Origin of the sequence: uncultured Haliea sp. (genome assembly GCF_963973825.1) — a bacterium.
In the GTDB taxonomy this organism is placed as follows: domain Bacteria; phylum Pseudomonadota; class Gammaproteobacteria; order Pseudomonadales; family Halieaceae; genus Haliea.
The window spans coordinates 113,106-133,760 of sequence record NZ_CAXBAE010000006.1 but is presented as its reverse complement, the minus strand read 5'-3'; the positions used below and the strand labels follow the sequence as shown (position 1 = coordinate 133,760).

Below are 20,655 nucleotides of genomic sequence, written 5' to 3'. Positions count from 1 at the left end.
GCCTGTAGCGCGGTGAACAGGACACCAGCCCCGGTGCTCGACTGCGCCGGGCGCGTGCTTGATCTCTCGCACCCCCTTGTGATGGGCGTGGTCAACACCACGCCCGATTCCTTTTCCGATGGCGGCGCCCTCTACCGGAGCGGCACGCTCGACCTGGAGCGCGCCTTCGCGCACGCCCGTCGCCTGGTTGCGGAGGGGGCGGCCATTCTCGATATTGGTGGTGAATCCACCCGTCCCGGCGCCCTGCCGGTAACCTCTGCTGAAGAAGAAGATAGGGTACTGCCACTGGTGGCGCGGATTGCGCGTGAACTCGATGTTGTTATCTCCGTCGACACCAGTAACCCGGTGATCATGCGCGAGGCCGCGGCACTCGGCGCGGGCATGCTCAACGACGTGCGCGCCCTCGGGCGCGAAGGTGCCCTGGAAGCCGCGGCGGCGACCGGCCTGCCGGTCTGCCTGATGCACATGCAGGGCCAGCCCGACAGCATGCAGCGGGCCCCCACCTATACTGATGTGGTGGCCGAGGTGCGCGGCTTCCTTGCACAGCGGGTGCAGGCCTGTGCGGAGGCCGGGATTCCTCGCAGGCAGATCGTTCTGGACCCGGGTTTCGGCTTCGGCAAGACGGTGGCGCACAACCTGGAACTGCTTGACCGGCTTGCCGAGGTGGCCCCGGAAGGTGTCCCGCTGCTGGTAGGTCTGTCGCGCAAGTCCCTGATCGGCAAGGTATTGGGGCGTGAGACCCCAGCGGGTGACCGCGGCGTCGCCGAGGACCGGCTCGCCGGCAGCCTGGCACTGGCCGTGCTTGCAGTCGAGCGTGGTGCCGCTATAGTGCGAGCGCATGATGTAGCGGCGACGGTGGACGCGCTGGCCTTGTGTGTGGCAACGAAGCGATGGGGGCGATCTTGAGCAGACAATACTTTGGTACTGATGGCATACGGGGCACGGTGGGCGAAGCGCCCATCACGCCGGACTTCATGCTCAAGCTGGGTTGGGCCTGTGGCCGCGTATTCGCCCGCGGTGCCAGCCCCGGCACCCACAACCGGGTGATTATCGGCAAGGACACCCGGGTCTCCGGCTACATGTTCGAGTCCGCGCTGGAAGCCGGGTTGGTCGCAGCCGGCGTGGACGTCAAGCTGTTGGGCCCCATGCCCACCCCCGCCGTAGCCCTCATGACCCGCACCCAGAACGCCGTGGCGGGTATCGTCATCAGCGCGTCCCACAACCCCTACTACGACAACGGCATCAAGTTTTTTTCTGCCCAGGGTGCCAAGCTGCCCGATGACGTGGAACTGGCTATTGAGGCGGAGCTGGCCTGCGACCTGGTGGTCGTGCCTTCACGGGATATCGGCAAGGTGGTGCGGGTGGCCGATGCCGCCGGCCGTTACATCGAGTACTGCAAGGCCACGGTGCCGGAGAGCTTCAGCCTGCGCGGCCTGAAGATCGCGGTAGACTGTGCACACGGCGCCACCTATCACATTGCGCCCAATGTACTCGCCGAACTCGGTGCCGATGTGGTGAGCATGGGGGATCGCCCCGATGGCTACAACATCAACGAGGGCGTCGGTTCCACGGACACGGCACAGCTCTCCGCCCTGGTGCGCGAAAGCGGCGCGGACCTGGGAATTGCCTATGACGGTGACGGCGATCGCGTGATGTTCATCGATGCCGATGGCTCCCTGGTGGATGGCGACGAATTGCTCTACGTCATTGCCGTGCACCGCGCTACCCAGGGCAGGGGCGAGGCCGGCGTTGTCGGCACGCTCATGTCCAACCTGGGGCTGGAGCTGGCGCTGCGCGATATCGGCCTGGAGCTGGCGCGAGCCAAGGTGGGCGACCGCTACGTCAAGGAAATGATGGAAGCCCGCGGCTGGCGCCTGGGCGGGGAGTCATCCGGGCACATCATCTGTGCCGACCACACCACCACGGGCGATGGCATTGTCGCCAGCCTGCAGGTGCTGGTGGCGATGGCCGATTCCGGCCGCAGCCTGGCGGAGCTTCGTGCCGGACTGCGCAAGTGCCCGCAAACCATGATCAACGTGCCGGTGACTGGCCGCTTTGTACTCAGCGAGTTGCCGGCTGTCGTGTCGGCGGTGGCGTCGGTCGAGCAGGTGCTGGGCACCCGCGGGCGTGTGTTGCTGCGCCCCTCCGGCACCGAGCCACTGGTCCGCGTAATGGTGGAGGGTGAGGATGCGGCGGAGGTCGAAACGCTGTGTCAGTCGCTGGCCAGCGACGTTGCGGAGGCCCTGCGGGCAGGCTGACACCGCCCGCCGGCGCGCCTTGTATGTCGAGGCCTTCTTGGGTACCATTGCCGACCGTTTTTTGTAGCCGGGTGTAGCCAGTGCGCAAACCGCTTGTGATGGGTAACTGGAAGATGCACGGCTCCCGGGCCAGCGTGAAACAGCTGCTGGGCGGCCTGGTCCGGGAGGGTGGCTATCCCTCCGTGGACGTCGTGGTCTGCCCGGCCTTTGTGCATATCCCGCTCGCGGTCTCCCTGTGCGAAGGGTCCGGTCTGGGCGTTGGCGCACAGGACTGCAGCCACATGGCGGCGGGTGCCTACACCGGCGAAGTTGCCGCGGAGATGCTGGTCGACAGCGGGTGCCGCTGGGTGATTCTCGGCCACTCGGAACGACGCCAGTATCACGGCGAATCCGACGATATGGTGGCCGCCAAGGTGGCGGCAGCCTTGGCTGCGGGTCTTGCCCCCGTGGTCTGCGTTGGCGAAACCCGGGACGAGCGTGAGGCCGGTGAAGCACAGTACACCGTAGCGCGGCAATTGCAGGGCGCGCTGCGTGGGCAGTCCAATACGCGCCATTTGGTGGTGGCTTACGAGCCGGTGTGGGCCATAGGGACAGGCCTCACCGCGACGCCGCAGGAAGCGCAGGCGATGCACGCGTTCATTCGTGAGCAGCTTGCCGACCTCAAGGGTGTCGATGCGGCGGCGACGCGTGTCCTCTACGGGGGCAGCGTCAAGCCGGACAATGCGGCGGAGCTGTTTGCCGAAACGGATATCGACGGTGCGCTGGTGGGCGGTGCGTCCCTGGACGCGCAGGATTTTCAGGCGATTGTGGCCGCAGCACGGGGCTGACAAGCGCAATACAGACGTGTAGAGCCCGAGCGGGCAAGGGTGTTATGGAACAGATTATTCTCGTTGTGCATTTGCTGATTGCGCTGGCGATCATCGGCCTGATCATGCTGCAGCAGGGCAAGGGTGCCGATGTCGGTGCCTCATTCGGTGCCGGTGCCTCACAAACGCTGTTTGGCAGTGCCGGCAGCAGCAACGTGCTGACCAAATCGACGGCCTGGCTGGTGGTGCTGTTCTTCGCCACCAGCTTCGGCCTTGCCATGCTGGCCAGCAACAAAACCAAGGTTGTGGATGACCTCGACCTGGTGATACCCGCTGCGGAAGAAAGGGTGGTTCCGGTACTGGATTCCGACCTGCCAACTGTGGATAATGCCGAGCCGGCAGCCGAGGCTGCCGCAGGCGACGTTCCGGCGCTGTAAGCCGGGCGCGTAGCAATTTGCCGAAGTGGTGGAATTGGTAGACACGCCATCTTGAGGGGGTGGTGGGCATAGCTCGTGCGGGTTCAAGTCCCGCCTTCGGCACCATCTTGACGGTTATGGAAATTTCCAAACGTCCCTATTGAAGCCCCGCCAGGTCAAACACCGTGCGGTGATTACTGCGTGCCTACGAGAAGTCACCCGCAGAGAAGAAGTCGAAGTGGCGCCAGATGGCACCGTCGTTAGAACGGTCTACGTTGAAATATCGCCGTTCGGTCCGGCTGCCGCAATCAAGGCCATCAAGGAATTAAACGCTATGGACGGCGACCACACAGTGAAGCAACGCGCTCGGTGTATGTGGTAGAGCGAACAATTTCCAGTAAGATGCCAGACGCTATTCATATCAAACCGTCCTTCAAGCCACCCGCTGACGTTTCCTGAAGGATGGCTAGGGCCATATCCCCTAACGTCTCAGGGGGCCCTGTGGGAGAATCACTGGGAAGCAGTGGCAGCAACTCCAGCGCCGCGTGAATCTCGCTTATGTTTCTGGCCTTGCGGATAGCGGCTATAAACGCCTTTTCTTCTTCCTTGCTCATTCAGTGCACTCTCGTGTACGTCTCCGAGGTCGGCAGTGTAACCCTGATCTAGCGCCCGGCGCATTCTGGCTGCGGTAGACGCGTCAAGCGCGCGACGATACCCCGGCGGTGCCATGCTCTCCCTTGTCCATGCGCGCAACCGGCAGTACATTGGCATTACCATCTGAACTGGTAGCTGCAATATGGGGCGAACCAAGGACGAAGTCCTAACCATCCGCACCACCGCCAAAGTCAAGGCGTTGCTGAAGCTGGCCTCCGAGCGCGAGCGCCGCTCCTCCGCGTCGATGATCGGGGTTCTGGTACTGGACTGTGCCGCAAGCCACGGCCTGGTTGTGCCGGACCCCGACGACCCGGGAGTAAAGACAATAGCCAGTAACAAGAGCAGCGGCAACTCAGATAGAGAAGCGGGAATAACGGATGACAGGGAACGCCCTCCAGGACATCGAGCAGATCGAAGTTATAGGCGACGCTTTGGAGCTTGATAGCCGCGAAAAGGTTGGGCTGCAGACAGTATCCCGGGACAACGCGCGGGACCTGGCCGAAAACCATGTGTTGTCCAACGGGCTGGGTAGAGGGATTTCAAAGGTATTGTTGCCGGAAGAAATTACTGGGAGGAAACCCAACGTTTATGGTGTTGAACTGAAAAACTGCTGGGTGGCTTATGTTGAAGAATTCCAGTTTGCCGGACTGAAATCGAGCGTAGTCGTTCTCGTTGACCGAGAAAGCGGTACGGTCGTTTTCGGCGGTGATGCGGGAGACGAAGGGTAGCCCGTTCTGGCTGGGTGAGGATCGTACTTGTCGGGTACTTTTCGAAAGTTGAGCAACATCCTGAGTAACTGGCAGATCGTATTAGAAAAAATATATATAAAACAAATAGATAAGTTGGAAAATTAAGTCCCGTCTTCGCACCACCCACAAGCATCAGCCTTGCAGTGTACAACCCGCATCTCTGGCGCTATGGTCAGAGGCAGGGTTGTCGTGGTTGGGAGAAGCAATGCTCAGGCGTGGACGTGAAGTCAAGGACAGTGTGTCAGCGCACTTTGGCAGCCGCCTTTCCAGCGGTGAGGGCGTGCTGCAACTGGCGCTGCTGGGCCTGCTGTCCGGTTTGGGTACGGGCGCCGTTATCCTGTTGTTTCGCAGCGCGATCGAGTGGCCGCTGGAGTACTTCCTGCCGGGCGCTGACAGCGAGGCGTTCGAGCAGTTGAGTCGTGCTGCGCGTGTGTGGCTGCCCCTCGCTGGCGCGCTTGGGCTCGGTGCCTTTCTGCACTTCCTGTCGGTAACTGACCGGCGGGTCGGCGTGGCGCATGTCATGCATCGCCTGAATTACCATCAGGGCTATATGCGTTTGCGGGGTGCGCTGATCCAGTTCCTGCTGGGGGTCGGGACTGTGGTCACCGGTCAATCCGCGGGGCGTGAGGGGCCGGCCGTGCACCTCGGCGCGGCCTTCTCCAGCCTGCTGGGGCAGTGGCTGCGTCTCCCCAACAACAGTATTCGTACGCTGGTGGCCTGCGGCGTGGCCGCCGCCATTGCCGCGTCTTTCGATACGCCCATCGCCGGGGTGATCTTCGCCATGGAAGTGGTGATGATGGAGTACACCATCGGGGTGTTTACACCGGTTATCCTCGCCGCGGTGACGGCGGCGGTGCTGACCCGGGCGGTGTACGGTGCGGAGCCGGCCTTCGAGGTGCCTTTGGTCACCCTGCAGTCACTCTGGGAGATTCCCTGGATCCTGCTGGTCGCGGCCCTGATTGGCGTTGCCGCGGCCCTGTTCATTCAGCTGATTGAATCGGCGGGGCGTTTCGACAGTCGTCCCATCATGCTGCGCCTGCTGATGGCGGGGTTGTTCATGGTGCCGTTTGCCCTGCTGGTGCCGCAGGTGATGGGCATCGGTTACGACACGGTGGAACAGACGATCAATGGCCAGTTGGCGCTTGGGGTGCTGCTGGGCGTGGGCGTGGCGAAGCTGGTCGCGACCAGCGTGACCGTAGGGCTGGGCATGCCCAGCAGTATCATCGGCCCCACCCTGGTTACGGGTGCCACGCTGGGCGGTGCGCTGGGCCTGGTTGGCGCAGCGTTCATGCCGGAGCAGGCCTCCAGCGTCGGCTTCTATGCCATGCTGGGCATGGGCGCCATGATGGGGGCTGTGTTGCAGGCCCCGCTGGCGGCACTGATGGCCTTGCTCGAGTTCACCCATAACCCGCACATCATCATGCCGGGCATGCTGGCCATCACGGTTGCCAGCCTGGTCACCAGCGAGGTGTTCGGCAAGAAGGCGGTGTTCCAGAGCATGCTCAGGGCCCAGGGTCTGGGCTATGACACCTCACCCCTGACCCAGGCGCTGCGGCGTGTCGGTGTTGGCGCCATCATGGAGCGCAGTGTGAAAGTTACGCCGCGCCTGCTGGATGCGGAGGGCGTAGCTGCGGCGTTGTCGGCGGGCACCCGCTGGCTGCTGGTGGAGGGCAGCAGTGGCCCGGTGTCTTTGTTGCTCACGGCGGACCTGGCGCGTTACCGCGAGCAGACTGAAGTCCCGGGGCAGGAGGGTACTGATTCCGGCGCCGCCCCGCCGGTGGACTTGTTGGCCATCCCGGCCAAGCGCCAGGATGTGGCTGCGGTGTCGTATCAGGCCACGCTGGAAGAGGCGCTGCAGACGTTGCAGCGCTCAGGCGCGGAGGTGCTGTATGTGCGGCAGTACCTGTCCTACGGCATCGTGCGCATTGCCGGCGTTGTGCACCGGGCGGATATCGACAGCTACTACCAGGTGGGCGCCCCTATAAAGCCGTGATTCAGCTGGGTGCCGGCGCATCGGACACCGCGCTCGGCCGGTACCAGATTGGCGACGTCCATGCCCTCTCCTGCAGCGTGGGGGGAACGTCCTGCGGCAGCGGCAGGCCGGTGCGCAGGCTGTCCCAGGTGCTCCAGCGGCAGGTGGGGTTCTCCAGCACGCGGGCGTAGTAGAAGGCCGGTTGCTCCGGATCGAAGCCAGGGTCGCGCCAGCGGACGGCGATCTGGCCCTCGCCCCTGTGGCGATCATACTCACAGGTCTCCAGGGACACGGTAGCGCCGTTGTCCGGGCAGCGGTGGGTGCTCGGGTCCGGGCTGAGCCCGTCCGCACAGCCGACATCAAACACGGTCTCCCGGGTTGCGCCGTCCTCCACCCAGCCCTTGACGATCTGTACCCGCTGTAGCCAGGCGCTACCGGGATCTTTCGCGGCCCACAGCAGGAACTCGGGGCCGGCGCCGCTGGACTGCTCAAGTTCACCGCCCATGGCAACGCCTGTCGCGTAGGCCTGCTCCACCCAATCCGGACGGGTAAGCAGATCTGCGGGCCAGTCCGCGCCGGCAAAAAAGCGCACGCTGATGCGCGGCCCGCTGGTGCCGAAGGTCTCCCGCCGCGCCAGCGCATCGTACAGAGCCTCGCGGGTATTCTCGGTGGCCCAGACGCCGGCCAGTCCCGCCGAGCTGTATTTGATGTGGTGGGTGTTGATGAAGCTGCCACCCCGGCGCGTTTCCGGCGTGCCATCGGCGCTGCCGATCTTGCCGTGGTAGTTGTCCTCTTCCACCTGCGATCCGGCATTGTGGCTGTCGCTGGCGGCGATCACGCCGAAACGGTAGGGGTTGTAGCCCTGCTGCGCCTGCATCAGCAGGCCGGACAGCCAGGCGTCGCGGACGTAGCTTCCCTGCACCTTGCCCAGGGTGCCGCGGCCACCGAGCAGGTCTTCCAGCAGTTCGAAGCCGGCCCATTCATCGTTGGGAGACAGCAGCGGATGCGTTTCCGAGCTGCCCTTGATCTGGGCAATTTCCACCAGGGGTTCGTTGCGTTGGCGCAGGGCCGCATAGTCGGCATCGATGGCCGCGCCGCCAAACGCGACGTCGGTGGGAAACATCAGGCCGTTGCTCAGGTTGCTGTTGTGCGCAATGGCCATGCCTTCGATGCCGAGTGCGCGCTGCTCATCCAGCCAGGTCCAGAGCGCGCGTGGCTCAACACTGTCGAAGCTGGAGAAAGGCTGGGCGGGCACCTGGTTGCTGCGGAAGATGACGTTGCGGTGCAGGTTGACTTCATCCAGGGCGCCGGAGGACGTCCATTCGTAGCCGATCAGGGTGCTGAATTCTCCGGGCCGGTAATGGCGCTCGGCGCTGCGCACATACTCCTGCCAGATGGACTGGCGCAGTGCCTGGTCCACCAGCGCCGGCATGGGCTTGTTCTCGCCCAGGGTCATCAGCACTTCCAGCACAGCGGCCTGCCGTCGCTCCGGGTCTTCGTCGGCCAGGCGGGCGGCAATCGGCAGGCCTGCCAGCGCGCCCTGGGGCTCGAACAGGCGCGGCAATATGCCCATGTACTCGGAGTGGTCGGTGATGGCGATGAAATCGAGTGGCGCACGCAGCTGGATGGTTACGCCGCTGATGTGGGGAATGGCCTCGCCCCGCGCGAAGCGGTAGGCATCATCGGGTGTCGTCCTCACGTTCAGCATGAACGCGTCGGGGGAATTCATGGTGTGCACATGGAGCTCCCCGAAGAACGCGTGGGTACGCTGCGCGGCCGCTGGGGGGGTTGCCGCAACGTGCGCGACGGCCTGTGTCAGGCCGAGGCACAGTGCCACGCCCAGTTGCACAAAAGATCGTGTAGTGGCGTTCAGTGGCATGGGGGTCTCGCTGTGGAAGCCAGTCTGCAGGGTAGTGGCAGGATCTATGACGGGCGAGTCCCGGGTCGTGGTTCCTCGTGTGTGGTCTGGATACGCGGACCGTTAGCCAGAGTGGCGTGGCTTGAATCCGGGCATAAAGTTTCATTTGAAACTAAATGGTCCCGTGCCTATACTCTGTGGCAGCGGGCGATTTCGCGGCTGCAGCACCGGGAGGTACACCATGTCAGATCTGTTCGAGAACCCCATGGGCCTGGATGGGTTCGAGTTCGTCGAATTCACGGCACCCGCGCCGGGCGTGCTGGAGCCGGTGTTTGAATCCATGGGCTTCACCTGTGTGGCCCGGCACCGCAGCAAGGATGTGGCCCTGTGGCGCCAGGGTGACATCAATTTCCTGACCAACTACCAGCCGGGAAGTCACGCCTGGTACTACGCGCGCGAGCATGGCCCGTCGGCCTGTGGCATGGCGTTTCGCGTTCAGGACGCGACGCTGGCCTACAACCGGGCGCTGGAGAAAGGCGCACAGCCGGTCACCGTGGAAACCGGCCCGATGGAGCTGCGTCTGCCCGCCATCCGCGGCATCGGCGGCGCGATTCTCTACCTGATTGACCGCTACGCGGAAGGGCAGAGCATTTATGACATCGATTTTCACTGGGTGCCCGGCGCGGACAGAAAGCCCACGGGGCTGGGTTTCCACACCCTCGACCACCTCACCCACAACGTGTATCGCGGGCGCATGGCCTATTGGGCCCGCTACTATGAGGAACTGTTCGGATTCCGGGAAATACGCTACTTCGATATCGAAGGTGAGCACACGGGCCTCTTGTCGAAAGCCATGACGGCGCCCGATGGCAAGATCCGCATCCCGCTGAACGAGGAGTCCCGCGGTGGCGGCCAGATCGAGGAGTTCCTGATGGCCTACAACGGCGAGGGGATACAGCACATTGCCCTCGCCTGCGACGACATTCTCGCCTGCTACGACCGACTGCAGGCGGCAGGCATGACCTTCATGACCGCCCCCCCGGGCACCTACTACGAGATGCTGGAAGGGCGCCTGCCGGGTCACGGGGAGCCGGTGGCGGAGTTGCAGTCGCGGGGTATTCTTCTCGACGGCAGCACCGAGGGCGGCAGCCCGCGGCTACTCCTGCAGATTTTCTCCGCCAACCTGCTGGGGCCCATGTTCTTCGAATTCATCCAGCGCAAGGATGACGACGGCTTTGGTGAGGGCAACTTCAAGGCACTGTTCGAGTCTATCGAGCGCGACCAGCTCGCCCGCGGTGTGCTCAACGTCACCCAGGCCGGTTGAGGAGGCGCCATGCAGATCCGCCGTATTCATCATGTTGCATATCGCTGCAACGATACCCGGGAAACCGTGGAATTCTACCGCCGGGTGCTGAACATGCAGCTGGTTCTGGCCATTGCCGAGGACGAGGTGCCCTCCACCCGCGAGCCGGACCCGTACATGCACGTATTTCTCGATGCCGGCATGGGCAACGTGCTGGCGTTTTTCGAGTTGCCGAACTCGCCGCCGATGGGGCGCGACGGCAATACACCGGAGTGGGTGCAGCACATTGCCTTTGAAGTGGACAGTGAAGAGGCTCTACTGGCGGCCAAACGCGAGGTCGAGCAGCAGGGCATCCCGGTGGTCGGGCCCACGCACCACGGCATCTTCCGCTCCATTTATTTCTTTGATCCCAACGGCCACCGGCTGGAGCTGGCCGCCAATATTGCGCAACCGGGTGACCTCGATCGCCTGCGCGCGGTGGCGCCCGACATGATCGAGGAGTGGTCCCGCACCCGGCGGGCGCCGCGTCATGCGGCGTGGTTGCACGAACGCGAACTCGGAGAGCATTGATGAAACTGGCATCCCTGCGTGAGGGCCGCGATGGCGCACTTGTGGTGGTATCCCGTGACCTGCAGCGCTGCCTCGCGGCAGGCATGACCCTGCAGCAGGCACTCGACAACTGGGCACAGCACCAGCCCGCGCTGGCGGCCCTGTCCACGCGGGTCAACGCGGGTGAGGGGGTCGCGTTTGACCAGGCGGCCTGCGCCTCCCCCTTGCCCCGGGCCTTTCAATGGGCGGACGGCTCGGCCTACGTGAACCATGTGGAACTGGTGCGCAAGGCGCGGGGCGCAGAGATGCCCGAGAGTTTCTGGACCGACCCGCTGATGTACCAGGGTGGTTCAGACAGCTTTCTGGGGCCGCGGGACCCGATCGTGATGGACGACCCCGCCTGGGGCATCGATTTTGAAGGCGAGGTGGCGGTGGTGACGGGCGATGTGCCCATGGGTGCCAGTCCGGCTCAGGCCGGCGCTGCTATCCGCCTGATCATGCTGGTCAACGATGTCTCCCTGCGCAACCTCATTCCGGCGGAGCTGGGCAAGGGCTTTGGATTCTTCCAGTCCAAGCCCTCCAGCGCCTTCAGCCCGGTGTGTGTCACGCCGGAGGAACTGGGCGCGGCCTGGGATGGTGGACGGCTGCACCTGCCGCTGAGCGTGCGCTATAACGGCGAGCGTTTCGGCGAGGCGAACGCCGGGGTGGATATGACGTTTGATTTTCCCACCCTTATCGCTCATGCGGCGAAAACGCGTCCCCTGTGTGCGGGCACCATCATCGGTTCCGGCACGGTCTCCAACAAGGATGCCGATGGGTCACCGGGCAAGCCGGTGGCGGAAGGTGGCCTGGGCTACAGCTGTATCGCGGAGTTGCGGATGATTGAAACCCTGCGTGACGGCCAGCCCGCGACTGCGTTCATGCAGTTCGGTGACCGGGTATGCATCGAGATGAATGATGCAGCCGGCGAGAGCATCTTCGGCCGCATAGACCAGACGGTAATGGCTCCTGTCGCCGACTAGGGTCGCACGCCGCTGCCCTCGCGGCCGCCCCGCTGCGATGCTGGTTTAACTATGCATCAAACACGGAATATGCCGTAGCGGTTTCCGCGTGTGGCACGCGGTCGCTGGGTTAGCATGGTGCTCTTGCGCAGCAAAGGAGCAGGGGCATGAAATTCTGGCAGGCGCTGGTCTGGACTGAACCGGAACAGCTGGTACCTCTGGCACAGTTTGCCGAGGAACTGGGGTTCCACGGCGTGTTCAATGCCGACCATGCCGTATTCCCCGAAGAGGTGAAAACACCGTACCCCTACTCGGAGAATGGCGTGGCGCCGATGACGGCGGATGCGCCCTACCCCGACTGCTGGGTGAGCACGGCCTTCATGGCTGCCGCGACCCGCCGGCTGCACTTCACGACCTCGATTTACGTGCTGCCCCTGCGCAACCCCTTCGAGGTGGCGAAGGCCACCGGCTCACTGGATATCTTCAGCGGCGGCCGCTTCGCGCTCGGCATCGGCGCGGGCTGGATGAAGGATGAATTCGACATCTACGGCGTACCGTTTCAGGGCCGCGGTCAGCGCATGGATGAGATGATCGATGTCATGCACAAGCTCTGGCAGGGCGGCATGGTTGAACACGACGGCCCCCTGTTCCCGTTTCCGCGGTTGTGTATTGAACCTGCACCGGGCCACAACGTGCCGGTCTTTGTCGGCGGCGCCAACGAGGCTGCCCTGCGCCGCGCGGCGGTGCGCGGCGATGGCTGGATCGGCGCCGGCAACCACCCGGATGAAGTCCCGGCGCTGATGGCCCGCCTGCGCGCACTGCGCGCGGAGGCCGGGCGCAGTGCGGAGCCCTTCGAAACCATTGTCGGTCTGACCACGCCGCTGGAGGTTGCCACGCTGCAGCGTCTTGAGCAGGCGGGCATGACATCGGCGGTGAACCTGCCTTTCAGTTACGTCCTCGGCAAGCGCTCGACGCTGGATGCCAAGAAGCGTTTTATGGAAGACTTCGAGAAACGCATCATGCGCCCACTGCGCGGTTGAACCCCACCCCAAACGCTGGAGACCCTGTATGGTCGAGTGGCCCCTGGTACGTATACATGCCCCCGGCCAGCTGTCGCTGGATGCCGTAGCCGCACCGGAACCCGGCCCGGACGACGTGCTCGTTGCGGTGCAGCAGTGTGGCATCTGCGGGTCTGACCTTGGTTACACGGCGATGGGCGGTCTACCGGGTTATCCCCTGCCCATGCCGCTGGGGCACGAGCTGTCCGGGGTGGTCGAGCGGGTGGGCAGTCGCGTGCAGGGATTCGCCCCGGGCGATCGGGTGGTGGTGAATCCGACCGCGGGCGGCAATGCCATCGGCAACGGGGGTGCGGAGGGCGGGTTTGCGCCGCTGCTGCTGGTGCGCGGTGTCAGTCGGGACGCCGGTATTCTTTTCAGGTTGCCCGACAGCCTCAGCGACGAAGAAGGTGCGCTGGTTGAGCCGCTGTCCGTTGCCATGCACGCCGCCAACCGCAGTGAGCTGTCGGCGGGCGACAAACTGGTGATTTTCGGTGCGGGACCGATCGGCCTCGGTGTCCTGCTGGTCGCGCGCTACCTCGGGCTGGACCACTGCGTGGTGGTGGACCGCAGCGAGCGACGGCTGGCGCTGGCCCGGGCGCTGGGCGCCACGCCCGTGTCTGCCGGGGATGATGGGCTGGCGGCGCGCCTGTGCGCGGAGTTTGGCAGCGTGCAGTATCTGGGACAGACGCTGCCGGATATCGATGTGCTGATCGAGGCCACCGGCGTCGGTGCGGTGTTCGAGCAGTGTGTGCAACTGGCGCGCTTTCGCAGTCGGCTTACGGTGGTGGGTGTGCACAAGGCGCCCGCGCAGATCGACCTGCTCTCGGTGCTGGCGCGGGAGCTGCGCATCACAGGCTCAATGGCCTACCCGGATGAGTTTCCGGCGGTGATCGAAATGCTGGCCTCGGGCCGGGTTGACGCCAGCGCCCTGATCAGCCACCGCTTTCCACTGAGTGCGTTTGAGCAGGCCTTTGCGGTGGCCAGCGACCCCAACGAGGCCGTCAAGGTGATGGTGGACTGCCAGCGTTAGCTGCGCTCTGCGCGCGCAGGAAACTGCTGGAAATAGAAGCTGAAACGCTCGCGCAGGGCCTCCGGGTCTACCCCGAAATCCGCTTTCAGGTTGTACAGCACCCGGCCCTCCTTGCCCCGCGGGTGTGCGGCGATGAACGCCTGCATCTCGGCGCGTGCCTGCGCTGTCAACTCGACATCCGCGCAGGCGTAGATTTTCTCCACCATGCCCAGGTCGTCTGCCATGAACTCGTGAAAGGGGACATCGATGGTTTGCGCTGGCGGCAGGGCTGCGTGGTCGCGCACGCAGGCCCGCAGCAGGTGCTCCACGCGGTCCGCCCAGTAGTCGACGATTGCGCCTGTGTCGATGCGGGTGCGGCTCATCCGATAGCCGTAGGCAAGCATGGTGACGGCCGACTGGATTACAGCCACCGGATCGCGGTGTGTGATCACGTAGGTGGCGTCGGGGAACACCTCCCGCAACACGGGCAACTGCTCCAGATGCTGCGGGCATTTGAGTACCCAGCGATTCGGTCCCCGGTACCACTGCAGCAGTTTCAGCACATCGCGCATGTAGCGGTAGTGTGGCGTCTGGTCATGCGCGTAGTAATGATCGCGCCAGCGCGGACTGGGGGCGAGCCACTCGAAATTGTAGGAGGCGAAGTCCGGGCCCATCAGTTCCAGTTCCTCATGGATGTGCTCCGGGTTCATCGGGTGCATGGCCGCCAGCAGGGGCGTGACGGCCTGCATGCCTTCCCACGCCTCAGCGCAGCGCTGCATGCGCGGGTCGGTGCCGTCTGCCAGCGTGGCCTCTCCGGGCAGGGGGACCGGCTCGTAGGACTCCCAGAGCGGTAAGGAGCGAAATCGGGAGTCCGCCGCCAGCAGATTGAGCAGGTGGGTGGTGCCTGAACGCGGCAGCCCGGCGACGATGATCGGGCGCTCGATGGGCTGTGCCAGCGCTTCCGGGTGCTGCCGCCAGGCCTGCTGCAGCAGCAGCCGGTTGCTGGCGTAGCGCACCAGATAGCCGAACAGGTTGAGACGCTGGCTGGCGGTCATCTCGGCATCCTGGCCCCATTCGTCCAGCAGCAGCTGCAGGCGCTCCCGGAAATCCTCGGGCCCGAAGTCGCTGAGCCCGGTGCGCCGACGTGCCGCATCGAGCACTGCGCTTTCCGTGAATTCCAGCGGCTGTTGCGCGGCCCAGTCGAGGGCGGCGCGCTGCACCTCGGTCAGTTGCGGGGCGCGAAGGTCGTCGATACGCAGGGTGTGGGTCATGCCGCTTGTCGCGCTCCTGTGTCGGAATTTCGGGTGCCGGGTCGCCCCTCGGTGGGCGCGTCCGGCAAACGCGGGTGTTTCCACCCATGCTAAATAGGCCTTGATTGCGATGGCAAGCAAAAATACCATCGGGTACCCGAGGTGCCGCCCTGTCAGGAGAAGAAAGCGATGTCACACGACCAGCGTCTGCAGGCTCTCGGCCTGCCGCCGATCGACCAGATCGGATTTGTGGTAAAGGACATGGATGCCTGGGTCGCCCGCTTCGACCCGGTGTTTGGTCCGTTCTCCTTCATGGACGGCTCGGTGGCTGGTGCGGAGTTCCGTGGCCGCACCGAAGACGTGCAACTGCGGCTGGGGTTCGGCCGCAGTGGTGATATGGAAATCGAGCTGATCGAGTGGCAGTCCGGTGTCAGCCCGCACAGCGAATTTATCGAGTCGGGACGGGAGGGCATGCACCACCTGCGTTTCCGCGTTGAGGACACGGACCACTGGATAAGCGAGCTCGCCCGGCTGGGATACACCCCGTTCTGGTACAAGCGCTGGAGCAGCGATACGGTGTTTGCCTACCTGGAGTGCCCCGGTTTCCCGCTCTATCTGGAGCTGCTGCAGATGCCGCAGGCCGGCGCGGGCGCGCCGGGCTCGTGACGTGCCTCCCGTTGGCCAGCGGGGGCGTCGAAACAGGGCTTTTTTCTTTGCGGGGCTGTTGACCGGAAGGGCCCTGATACCTATAATGCACAGCCTCGAATTTGGGCCAGTAAAGTTGGTTTGGTCCACTGTGAAGTGCCAAGGGGCCTTCAAGTCGAGGAAGTTTTGATGCGGGGTGGAGCAGCCTGGTAGCTCGTCGGGCTCATAACCCGAAGGTCGTCGGTTCAAATCCGGCCCCCGCTACCAACATACGTGTCGTCCGCTCCGAATTGGCGGCACGTTTCGTCAAAGCCCCTTCTTGGGGCTTTTTCGTATCTGCGAAAAATGTTTGTGGTGTATTCGCAAGGTTAACCGCCGCTGGCGGAAGTGGAGTCGGATTGACGGCCAGGCAACAGGAATTACAGGCGCTGCTGGAACCCACAGTGGTCGCCCTCGGCTTTGACCTCTGGGGCATCGAGTATGCCGCCCAGGGCAAGCACAGTGTATTGCGCGTGTACATTGACGCGCAGTCAGGGGTGACGGTGGATGACTGTGCCGCCGTCAGTGCGCAGGTGAGCGCTGTGCTGGACGTTGAAGACCCGATCACCGGCGAGTACACGCTTGAGGTGTCCTCGCCGGGCGTTGATCGCCTGCTGTTTCGCCTTGAGCAGTTCCCGCCGTTCTTCGGCGAGTGGGTCGAATTGCGTTTGCGCCGGCCTTTCGAGGGGCGCCGCAATTTCAAGGGTATTTTGCAAGGTATCGAGGGCGAGGACGTTGTGGTGCTGGTAGATGACCACGAATACCTGTTGCCTTACAGCGCCGTGGACAAGGCGCGTGTTCATCCCCGCATCGAGGGTGCGGCCAGCGTAACTGACGAGGCTACGAATGACTAAAGAAATCCTGATGGTGGCTGAGGCCGTCTCGAACGAAAAGGGCGTGTCCGAGGACATCATTTTCGAGGCGATCGAGCTGGCGCTGGCGACAGCGACCAAGAAGCGCTACGACGAGGATGCCGACATCGAGGTGACCATCGACCGCAAGACGGGCGACTACGTGACCGTGCGCCGCTGGCTGGTGGTTCCCGACGACGAAATGGCACTGCTGGGTACCCAGTTCACCACGGAAGAAGCCATCGAGAAAGATCCGGCGCTGAAGCCCGGCGACATCTATGAGGAAGCGGTCGAGAACGTCGGCTTCGGGCGCATTGCGGCGCAGACCGCGAAGCAGGTCATCGTGCAGCGCGTGCGCGATGCCGAGCGTGCGCAGGTCGTCGAGCTGTATCGTGAGCGCGTCGGCGAGCTCGTTGCGGGCACAGTCAAGAAAGTGACACGCGACAACGTGATCGTGGATCTCGGCAATAACGCCGAGGGCCTGCTGCCCCGGGATCAGCTGGTTGGTCGCGAAACCTTCCGCGTCAACGACCGGGTGCGTGCCATCCTGCGCGAGATCAGCGCGGAAACCCGCGGCCCGCAGCTGATGTTGAGCCGTTCCTGCCCGGAAATGCTCATTGAGCTGTTCAAGATTGAAGTGCCGGAAATTGCCGAAGAGGTTATCCAGATCAAGGCCGCCGCGCGCGACCCCGGCTCGCGGGCCAAGATCGCAGTGAAAACCAATGACCAGCGCATCGACCCGGTCGGCGCCTGCGTCGGTATGCGCGGTTCGCGAGTGCAGGCGGTGTCCAACGAGCTGGACAACGAACGCGTGGACATCATTCTCTGGGACGATAACCCGGCCCAGCTGGTGATCAACGCCATGTCGCCGGCAGAGGTCGAGTCCATTGTGGTTGACGAAGACAGCGGGACCATGGACGTCGCGGTAGCGGAAGACAACCTCGCACAGGCGATCGGCCGCTCCGGGCAAAACGTGCGGCTGGCCAGTGAACTGACCGGCTGGACCATCAATGTCATGAGTAACGAGGAGGCCGCCGAGAAGCACGAGGCCGAGGCGGGGCAGGTGATCCAGATGTTTGTCGAGCAGCTGGATATCGATGAGGAGGTTGCTGAAATCCTTGTTGAAGAAGGCTTTACCACGCTGGAAGAGGTGGCCTACGTGCCGCTGGAAGAGATGACCGCCGTCGACGGCTTTGATGACGAGATCGCCGAGGAACTGCGGGCGCGCGCCAAGGACGCGCTGCTGACCCAGGCGATTGCGTCGGAGGAGCAGCTCGGCGCCAACGAGCCCGCGCAGGACCTGCTGGAGATGGACGGTATGGATCGTCACCTGGCCTTTGTGTTGGCCAGCCGCGGTGTGATTACCATGGAAGATCTCGCGGAACAGGGTGTCGATGACCTGATGGATATTCCGGAAATGACCGAAGAGCGCGCCGGAGAGCTGATCATGACAGCGCGCGCGCCCTGGTTTGCCGAGGAGAGTGAATAGGCCAGTACAGGCGGTTCCACTCTAGGCATCAGGGTTTCACGGGATTAAGGAGAATTTTGCATGGCGCAAGTGACAGTACAGCAGCTCGCGGAAACAGTGGGAGCGCCCGTTGATCGTTTGCTGACGCAAATGAAGGAAGCGGGCCTGCCTCACTCGGCGGCGAGTGAAGCTGTGTCGGAAGAGGACAAGCAGACGCTGCTGACCTATCTGAAGCGCAGCCATGGCGAATCCACGGCAGCGCCCAAGCGCATCACGCTCAAGCGCAAGACGATCAGCACGCTGAGAACGTCCGGGTCGCAGGGCAAGAAGACGGTGAACGTGGAAGTGCGGAAGAAGCGCACCTACGTCAAGCGCGATGCCTCGGACGCCGACTCCGAAATGCAGGATGCGGCCAAGCTGGAAGCAGCGGCAGCGGCAGAGGCCGAGCGCAAGGCCGCGGAAGCCAAGGCGGCAGCGGATGCGGAGGCAGCGGAAAAGGCGGCCCGCGAAGCGGCGGCGGCCGAGGAAGAGGCGGCGGTTGCAGCGGCAGCGGCGTCTGTGCCGGAGCCCGAGCCGGAAGACGAAAAAGACCTGGATCCGGAGATCCTGCGCCAGCGTGCGGCGGAGCGTCGTATGGCCCGCGAAGCGGCCGAAGCCGAGGCCCGCAAGGCGGCGATGGAAGCTCGCAAGGCCGAGGAAGAGCGCGTCAAGGCGGAAGCCGCGGCAAAAGTCGAGCGGGAGAAAGAGGCCGCGGCGAAGCGTCCCAAGCGCCTGCACGATGCGCCGGCACCGCAGACCGAAGAACAGCGCAAGAAAGCTGTGCGCGGCCGGCTCGACCGCAGTTCACCGGGCGGCCGTGGCAAGCAGCGCGGCCACAACCTGTCACTGTCCGACCTTGAAGCGGCTGAGTCCGGCATGATGCGGCGCCGCGGCGGGCGCAAGAAGATGCGTGGTGGTTCCCATGCGGAACACGGTAAACACGGATTCGAGATGCCCACAGAGAAGAAGACACACGAAGTCGAGCTGGCTGACATGACCTCGGTCGGCGGTCTCGCGCAGCAGATGTCCGTGAAGGCCGGTGAAGTGATCAAGGAGCTGATGAAGCTCGGCGTCATGGCGACCATCAACCAGATGATCGACCAGGATACCGCGATCCTGGTGGTCGAGGAGATGGGGCACAAGCCGAAACTGATCAGTGCCGACGCCCTGGAAGAGAAGCTGGAAGAGACGCTCGCGCAGCACGAGGGTACCCTGGAGCCGCGCGCCCCGGTGGTCACGGTGATGGGTCACGTCGACCACGGCAAGACATCGTTGCTCGACTATATCCGCAAGGCCAAGGTGGCCTCCGGTGAGGCGGGTGGTATTACCCAGCACATCGGTGCCTACCACGTGGAAACCGGCCACGGCATGATTTCCTTCCTCGACACCCCCGGTCACGCGGCGTTCACCGCCATGCGCGCCCGCGGCGCGAAGAGCACGGACATCGTGATCCTCGTGGTGGCGGCAGACGATGGCGTCATGCCGCAGACCGAGGAAGCCGTGCAGCACGCCAAGGCGGCGAAAGTGCCCCTGATCGTGGCCATCAACAAGATGGACAAGGAAGGTGCGGATCCGGACCGTGTGAAGAGCGAGCTGGCAGCCAAGGATGTGATCCCCGAGGATTGGGGCGGTGATACACAGTTCATCGAGGTGTCTGCCCACACGGGTGACGGCGTGGACAATCTGCTTGACGCCATTCTGCTGCAGGCCGAGGTACTCGAGTTGCAGGCGCCGCGTGACGTACCTGCACAGGGCATCGTGATCGAATCGCGACTGGACAAGGGACGTGGGCCCGTGGCGTCGCTGTTGATCCAGAGCGGCACCCTGCGCCAGGGCGATATCGTGCTGGCAGGCCTGCAGTACGGCCGCGTGCGTGCCATGCTGGACGAGAATGGCAAGAACATCACCGAGGCCGGGCCGAGTATTCCGGTCGAAATCCTCGGTCTCGACGGTACCCCCGATGCCGGTGACCTGTTCGCCGTGGTGGAGAGCGAGAAGCGCGCCCGTGAAGTGGCGCAGTTCCGTCAGGAGAAGACGCGCGACAGCAAGCTGCAGCGCCAGCAGGCCGCCAAGCTCGACAACATGTTCGAGAGCATGACGGCTGGCGAGAAGAAGACGCTGAACGTTGTGGTCAAGGCCGATGTGCGCGGCTCCCTGGAAGCTATTCAGACCGCCCTGCTGGACCTCGGCAACGACGAAGTACAGGTGAACATTGTGTCAGGCGGCGTCGGCGGCCTCGCGGAAACCGACATCACCCTGGCCATCACGTCGGGCGCGGTGGTGTTTGGCTTCAACGTGCGCGCCGATGCGTCCGCCCGTCGTCTGGTGGAAAACGAGGGCGTGGATCTGCGTTACTACAACGTCATCTACGACCTTATCGACGATGTGAAGCAGGCCCTCACCGGGATGCTGGCGCCGGAAATGCGCGAGGAGATCCTCGGGATTGCCGAAGTGCGCGATGTATTCCGCTCGCCGAAATTCGGTGCGATCGCCGGCTGCATGGTCATCGAGGGCACGGTCTACCGTTCACGCCCGATTCGCGTGCTGCGTGACAACGTGGTCATCTACCAGGGCGAGCTGGAGTCATTGCGTCGCTTCAAGGACGATGCCAGTGAAGTGCGCAACGGCATGGAGTGCGGTATCGGCGTCAAGAACTACAACGACGTCAAGCCCGGCGACCTGATCGAAGTGTATGAAGTCAAGGAGTTTGCCCGCACTCTGTAGGCGGCC

At 63.9% G+C, this 20,655-nt stretch carries 18 protein-coding genes and 2 tRNA genes; 17 read left to right on the top strand and 3 right to left on the bottom strand.

Annotated features, from left to right (window positions below; all coding sequences use genetic code 11):
- Positions 1-33: 33 nt before the first annotated feature.
- From folP to AACZ17_RS09305, 5 genes are all read left to right on the top strand, one after another.
- Positions 34-906 (top strand): dihydropteroate synthase, encoded by an 873-nt coding sequence (folP, locus tag AACZ17_RS09325; RefSeq protein ID WP_339638184.1) that lies wholly within the window; start codon positions 34-36, stop codon positions 904-906.
- Entirely contained in the window at positions 903-2,258 is a 1,356-nt protein-coding gene (gene glmM, locus AACZ17_RS09320; protein ID WP_290737825.1) for a phosphoglucosamine mutase, read from the top strand. The genes folP and glmM overlap by 4 nt, the downstream gene beginning before the upstream one ends.
- Positions 2,259-2,338: 80 nt before the next feature.
- The gene (gene tpiA, locus AACZ17_RS09315) at positions 2,339-3,085 is read left to right on the top strand and encodes a triose-phosphate isomerase (RefSeq protein ID WP_290737822.1); all 747 of its coding nucleotides are present in this window, start codon (positions 2,339-2,341) and stop codon (positions 3,083-3,085) included.
- 44 nt (positions 3,086-3,129) lie between these two features.
- Entirely contained in the window at positions 3,130-3,501 is a 372-nt protein-coding gene (gene secG, locus AACZ17_RS09310) for a preprotein translocase subunit SecG (protein ID WP_290737818.1), read from the top strand.
- A gap of 19 nt (positions 3,502-3,520) precedes the next feature.
- Positions 3,521-3,606, top strand: a tRNA-Leu gene (locus AACZ17_RS09305).
- Positions 3,607-3,896: 290 nt separating this feature from the next.
- Here AACZ17_RS09305 and AACZ17_RS09300 read toward each other — a convergent pair.
- Positions 3,897-4,094 (bottom strand): hypothetical protein, encoded by a 198-nt coding sequence (locus AACZ17_RS09300; protein ID WP_290737815.1) that lies wholly within the window; start codon positions 4,092-4,094, stop codon positions 3,897-3,899.
- A gap of 417 nt (positions 4,095-4,511) precedes the next feature.
- Between AACZ17_RS09300 and AACZ17_RS09295 the strand changes: the two genes are divergently transcribed.
- Positions 4,512-4,862 carry a hypothetical protein gene (locus tag AACZ17_RS09295; protein WP_290737812.1) on the top strand — a complete coding sequence of 117 codons (351 nt, stop codon included), beginning with the start codon at positions 4,512-4,514 and terminating at the stop codon, positions 4,860-4,862.
- Positions 4,863-5,088: 226 nt separating this feature from the next.
- A complete protein-coding gene (locus tag AACZ17_RS09290; protein ID WP_290737809.1) occupies positions 5,089-6,876 on the top strand; it encodes a chloride channel protein in 1,788 nt (595 codons plus the stop codon).
- A 1-nt stretch (position 6,877) separates the two neighbouring features.
- Here the strand turns inward: AACZ17_RS09290 and AACZ17_RS09285 are convergent, their stop codons facing one another.
- Positions 6,878-8,734: a DUF3604 domain-containing protein gene (locus tag AACZ17_RS09285; protein ID WP_290737806.1), complete on the bottom strand. Its 1,857-nt coding sequence runs from the start codon at positions 8,732-8,734 to the stop codon at positions 6,878-6,880.
- Between the two features lie 220 nt (positions 8,735-8,954).
- Here AACZ17_RS09285 and hppD point away from each other — a divergent pair, with 220 nt between their 5' ends.
- From hppD to AACZ17_RS09260, 5 genes are all read left to right on the top strand, one after another.
- Positions 8,955-10,037, top strand: coding sequence for a 4-hydroxyphenylpyruvate dioxygenase (hppD, locus tag AACZ17_RS09280; RefSeq protein WP_290737804.1), 1,083 nt, complete (start codon positions 8,955-8,957; stop codon positions 10,035-10,037).
- Positions 10,038-10,046: 9 nt separating this feature from the next.
- Positions 10,047-10,586, top strand: a complete 540-nt coding sequence (locus tag AACZ17_RS09275) for a VOC family protein (protein ID WP_290737801.1) — start codon at positions 10,047-10,049, stop codon at positions 10,584-10,586.
- Positions 10,586-11,587, top strand: a complete 1,002-nt coding sequence (locus AACZ17_RS09270; RefSeq protein ID WP_290737798.1) for a fumarylacetoacetate hydrolase family protein — start codon at positions 10,586-10,588, stop codon at positions 11,585-11,587. Before AACZ17_RS09275 ends, AACZ17_RS09270 begins: the two co-directional genes overlap by 1 nt.
- A gap of 146 nt (positions 11,588-11,733) precedes the next feature.
- Positions 11,734-12,606: a TIGR03619 family F420-dependent LLM class oxidoreductase gene (locus AACZ17_RS09265; RefSeq protein ID WP_290737795.1), complete on the top strand. Its 873-nt coding sequence runs from the start codon at positions 11,734-11,736 to the stop codon at positions 12,604-12,606.
- A 28-nt stretch (positions 12,607-12,634) separates the two neighbouring features.
- On the top strand, positions 12,635-13,654 hold the full coding sequence (locus AACZ17_RS09260; RefSeq protein ID WP_290737792.1) for a zinc-binding dehydrogenase: 1,020 nt from the start codon (positions 12,635-12,637) through the stop codon (positions 13,652-13,654).
- Here AACZ17_RS09260 and AACZ17_RS09255 read toward each other — a convergent pair.
- Positions 13,651-14,904 carry a sulfotransferase gene (locus AACZ17_RS09255; RefSeq protein WP_290737789.1) on the bottom strand — a complete coding sequence of 418 codons (1,254 nt, stop codon included), beginning with the start codon at positions 14,902-14,904 and terminating at the stop codon, positions 13,651-13,653. The two genes, AACZ17_RS09260 and AACZ17_RS09255, sit on opposite strands and share 4 nt — an antisense overlap.
- 168 nt (positions 14,905-15,072) lie before the next feature.
- Here AACZ17_RS09255 and AACZ17_RS09250 point away from each other — a divergent pair, with 168 nt between their 5' ends.
- The 5 genes from AACZ17_RS09250 to infB all read left to right on the top strand — a co-directional run bounded on the left by AACZ17_RS09250 (position 15,073) and on the right by infB (position 20,649).
- Entirely contained in the window at positions 15,073-15,549 is a 477-nt protein-coding gene (locus AACZ17_RS09250) for a VOC family protein (protein ID WP_290737787.1), read from the top strand.
- A 169-nt stretch (positions 15,550-15,718) separates the two neighbouring features.
- Positions 15,719-15,795: transfer RNA gene (locus tag AACZ17_RS09245), tRNA-Met, on the top strand.
- Between the two features lie 131 nt (positions 15,796-15,926).
- Positions 15,927-16,421: a ribosome maturation factor RimP gene (gene rimP / locus AACZ17_RS09240; protein WP_290737784.1), complete on the top strand. Its 495-nt coding sequence runs from the start codon at positions 15,927-15,929 to the stop codon at positions 16,419-16,421.
- Positions 16,414-17,907, top strand: coding sequence for a transcription termination factor NusA (nusA, locus tag AACZ17_RS09235; RefSeq protein ID WP_290737782.1), 1,494 nt, complete (start codon positions 16,414-16,416; stop codon positions 17,905-17,907). The genes rimP and nusA overlap by 8 nt, the downstream gene beginning before the upstream one ends.
- A 60-nt stretch (positions 17,908-17,967) precedes the next feature.
- Positions 17,968-20,649, top strand: a complete 2,682-nt coding sequence (gene infB, locus AACZ17_RS09230; protein WP_290737779.1) for a translation initiation factor IF-2 — start codon at positions 17,968-17,970, stop codon at positions 20,647-20,649.
- The last annotated feature ends 6 nt before the right edge of the window (positions 20,650-20,655 follow it).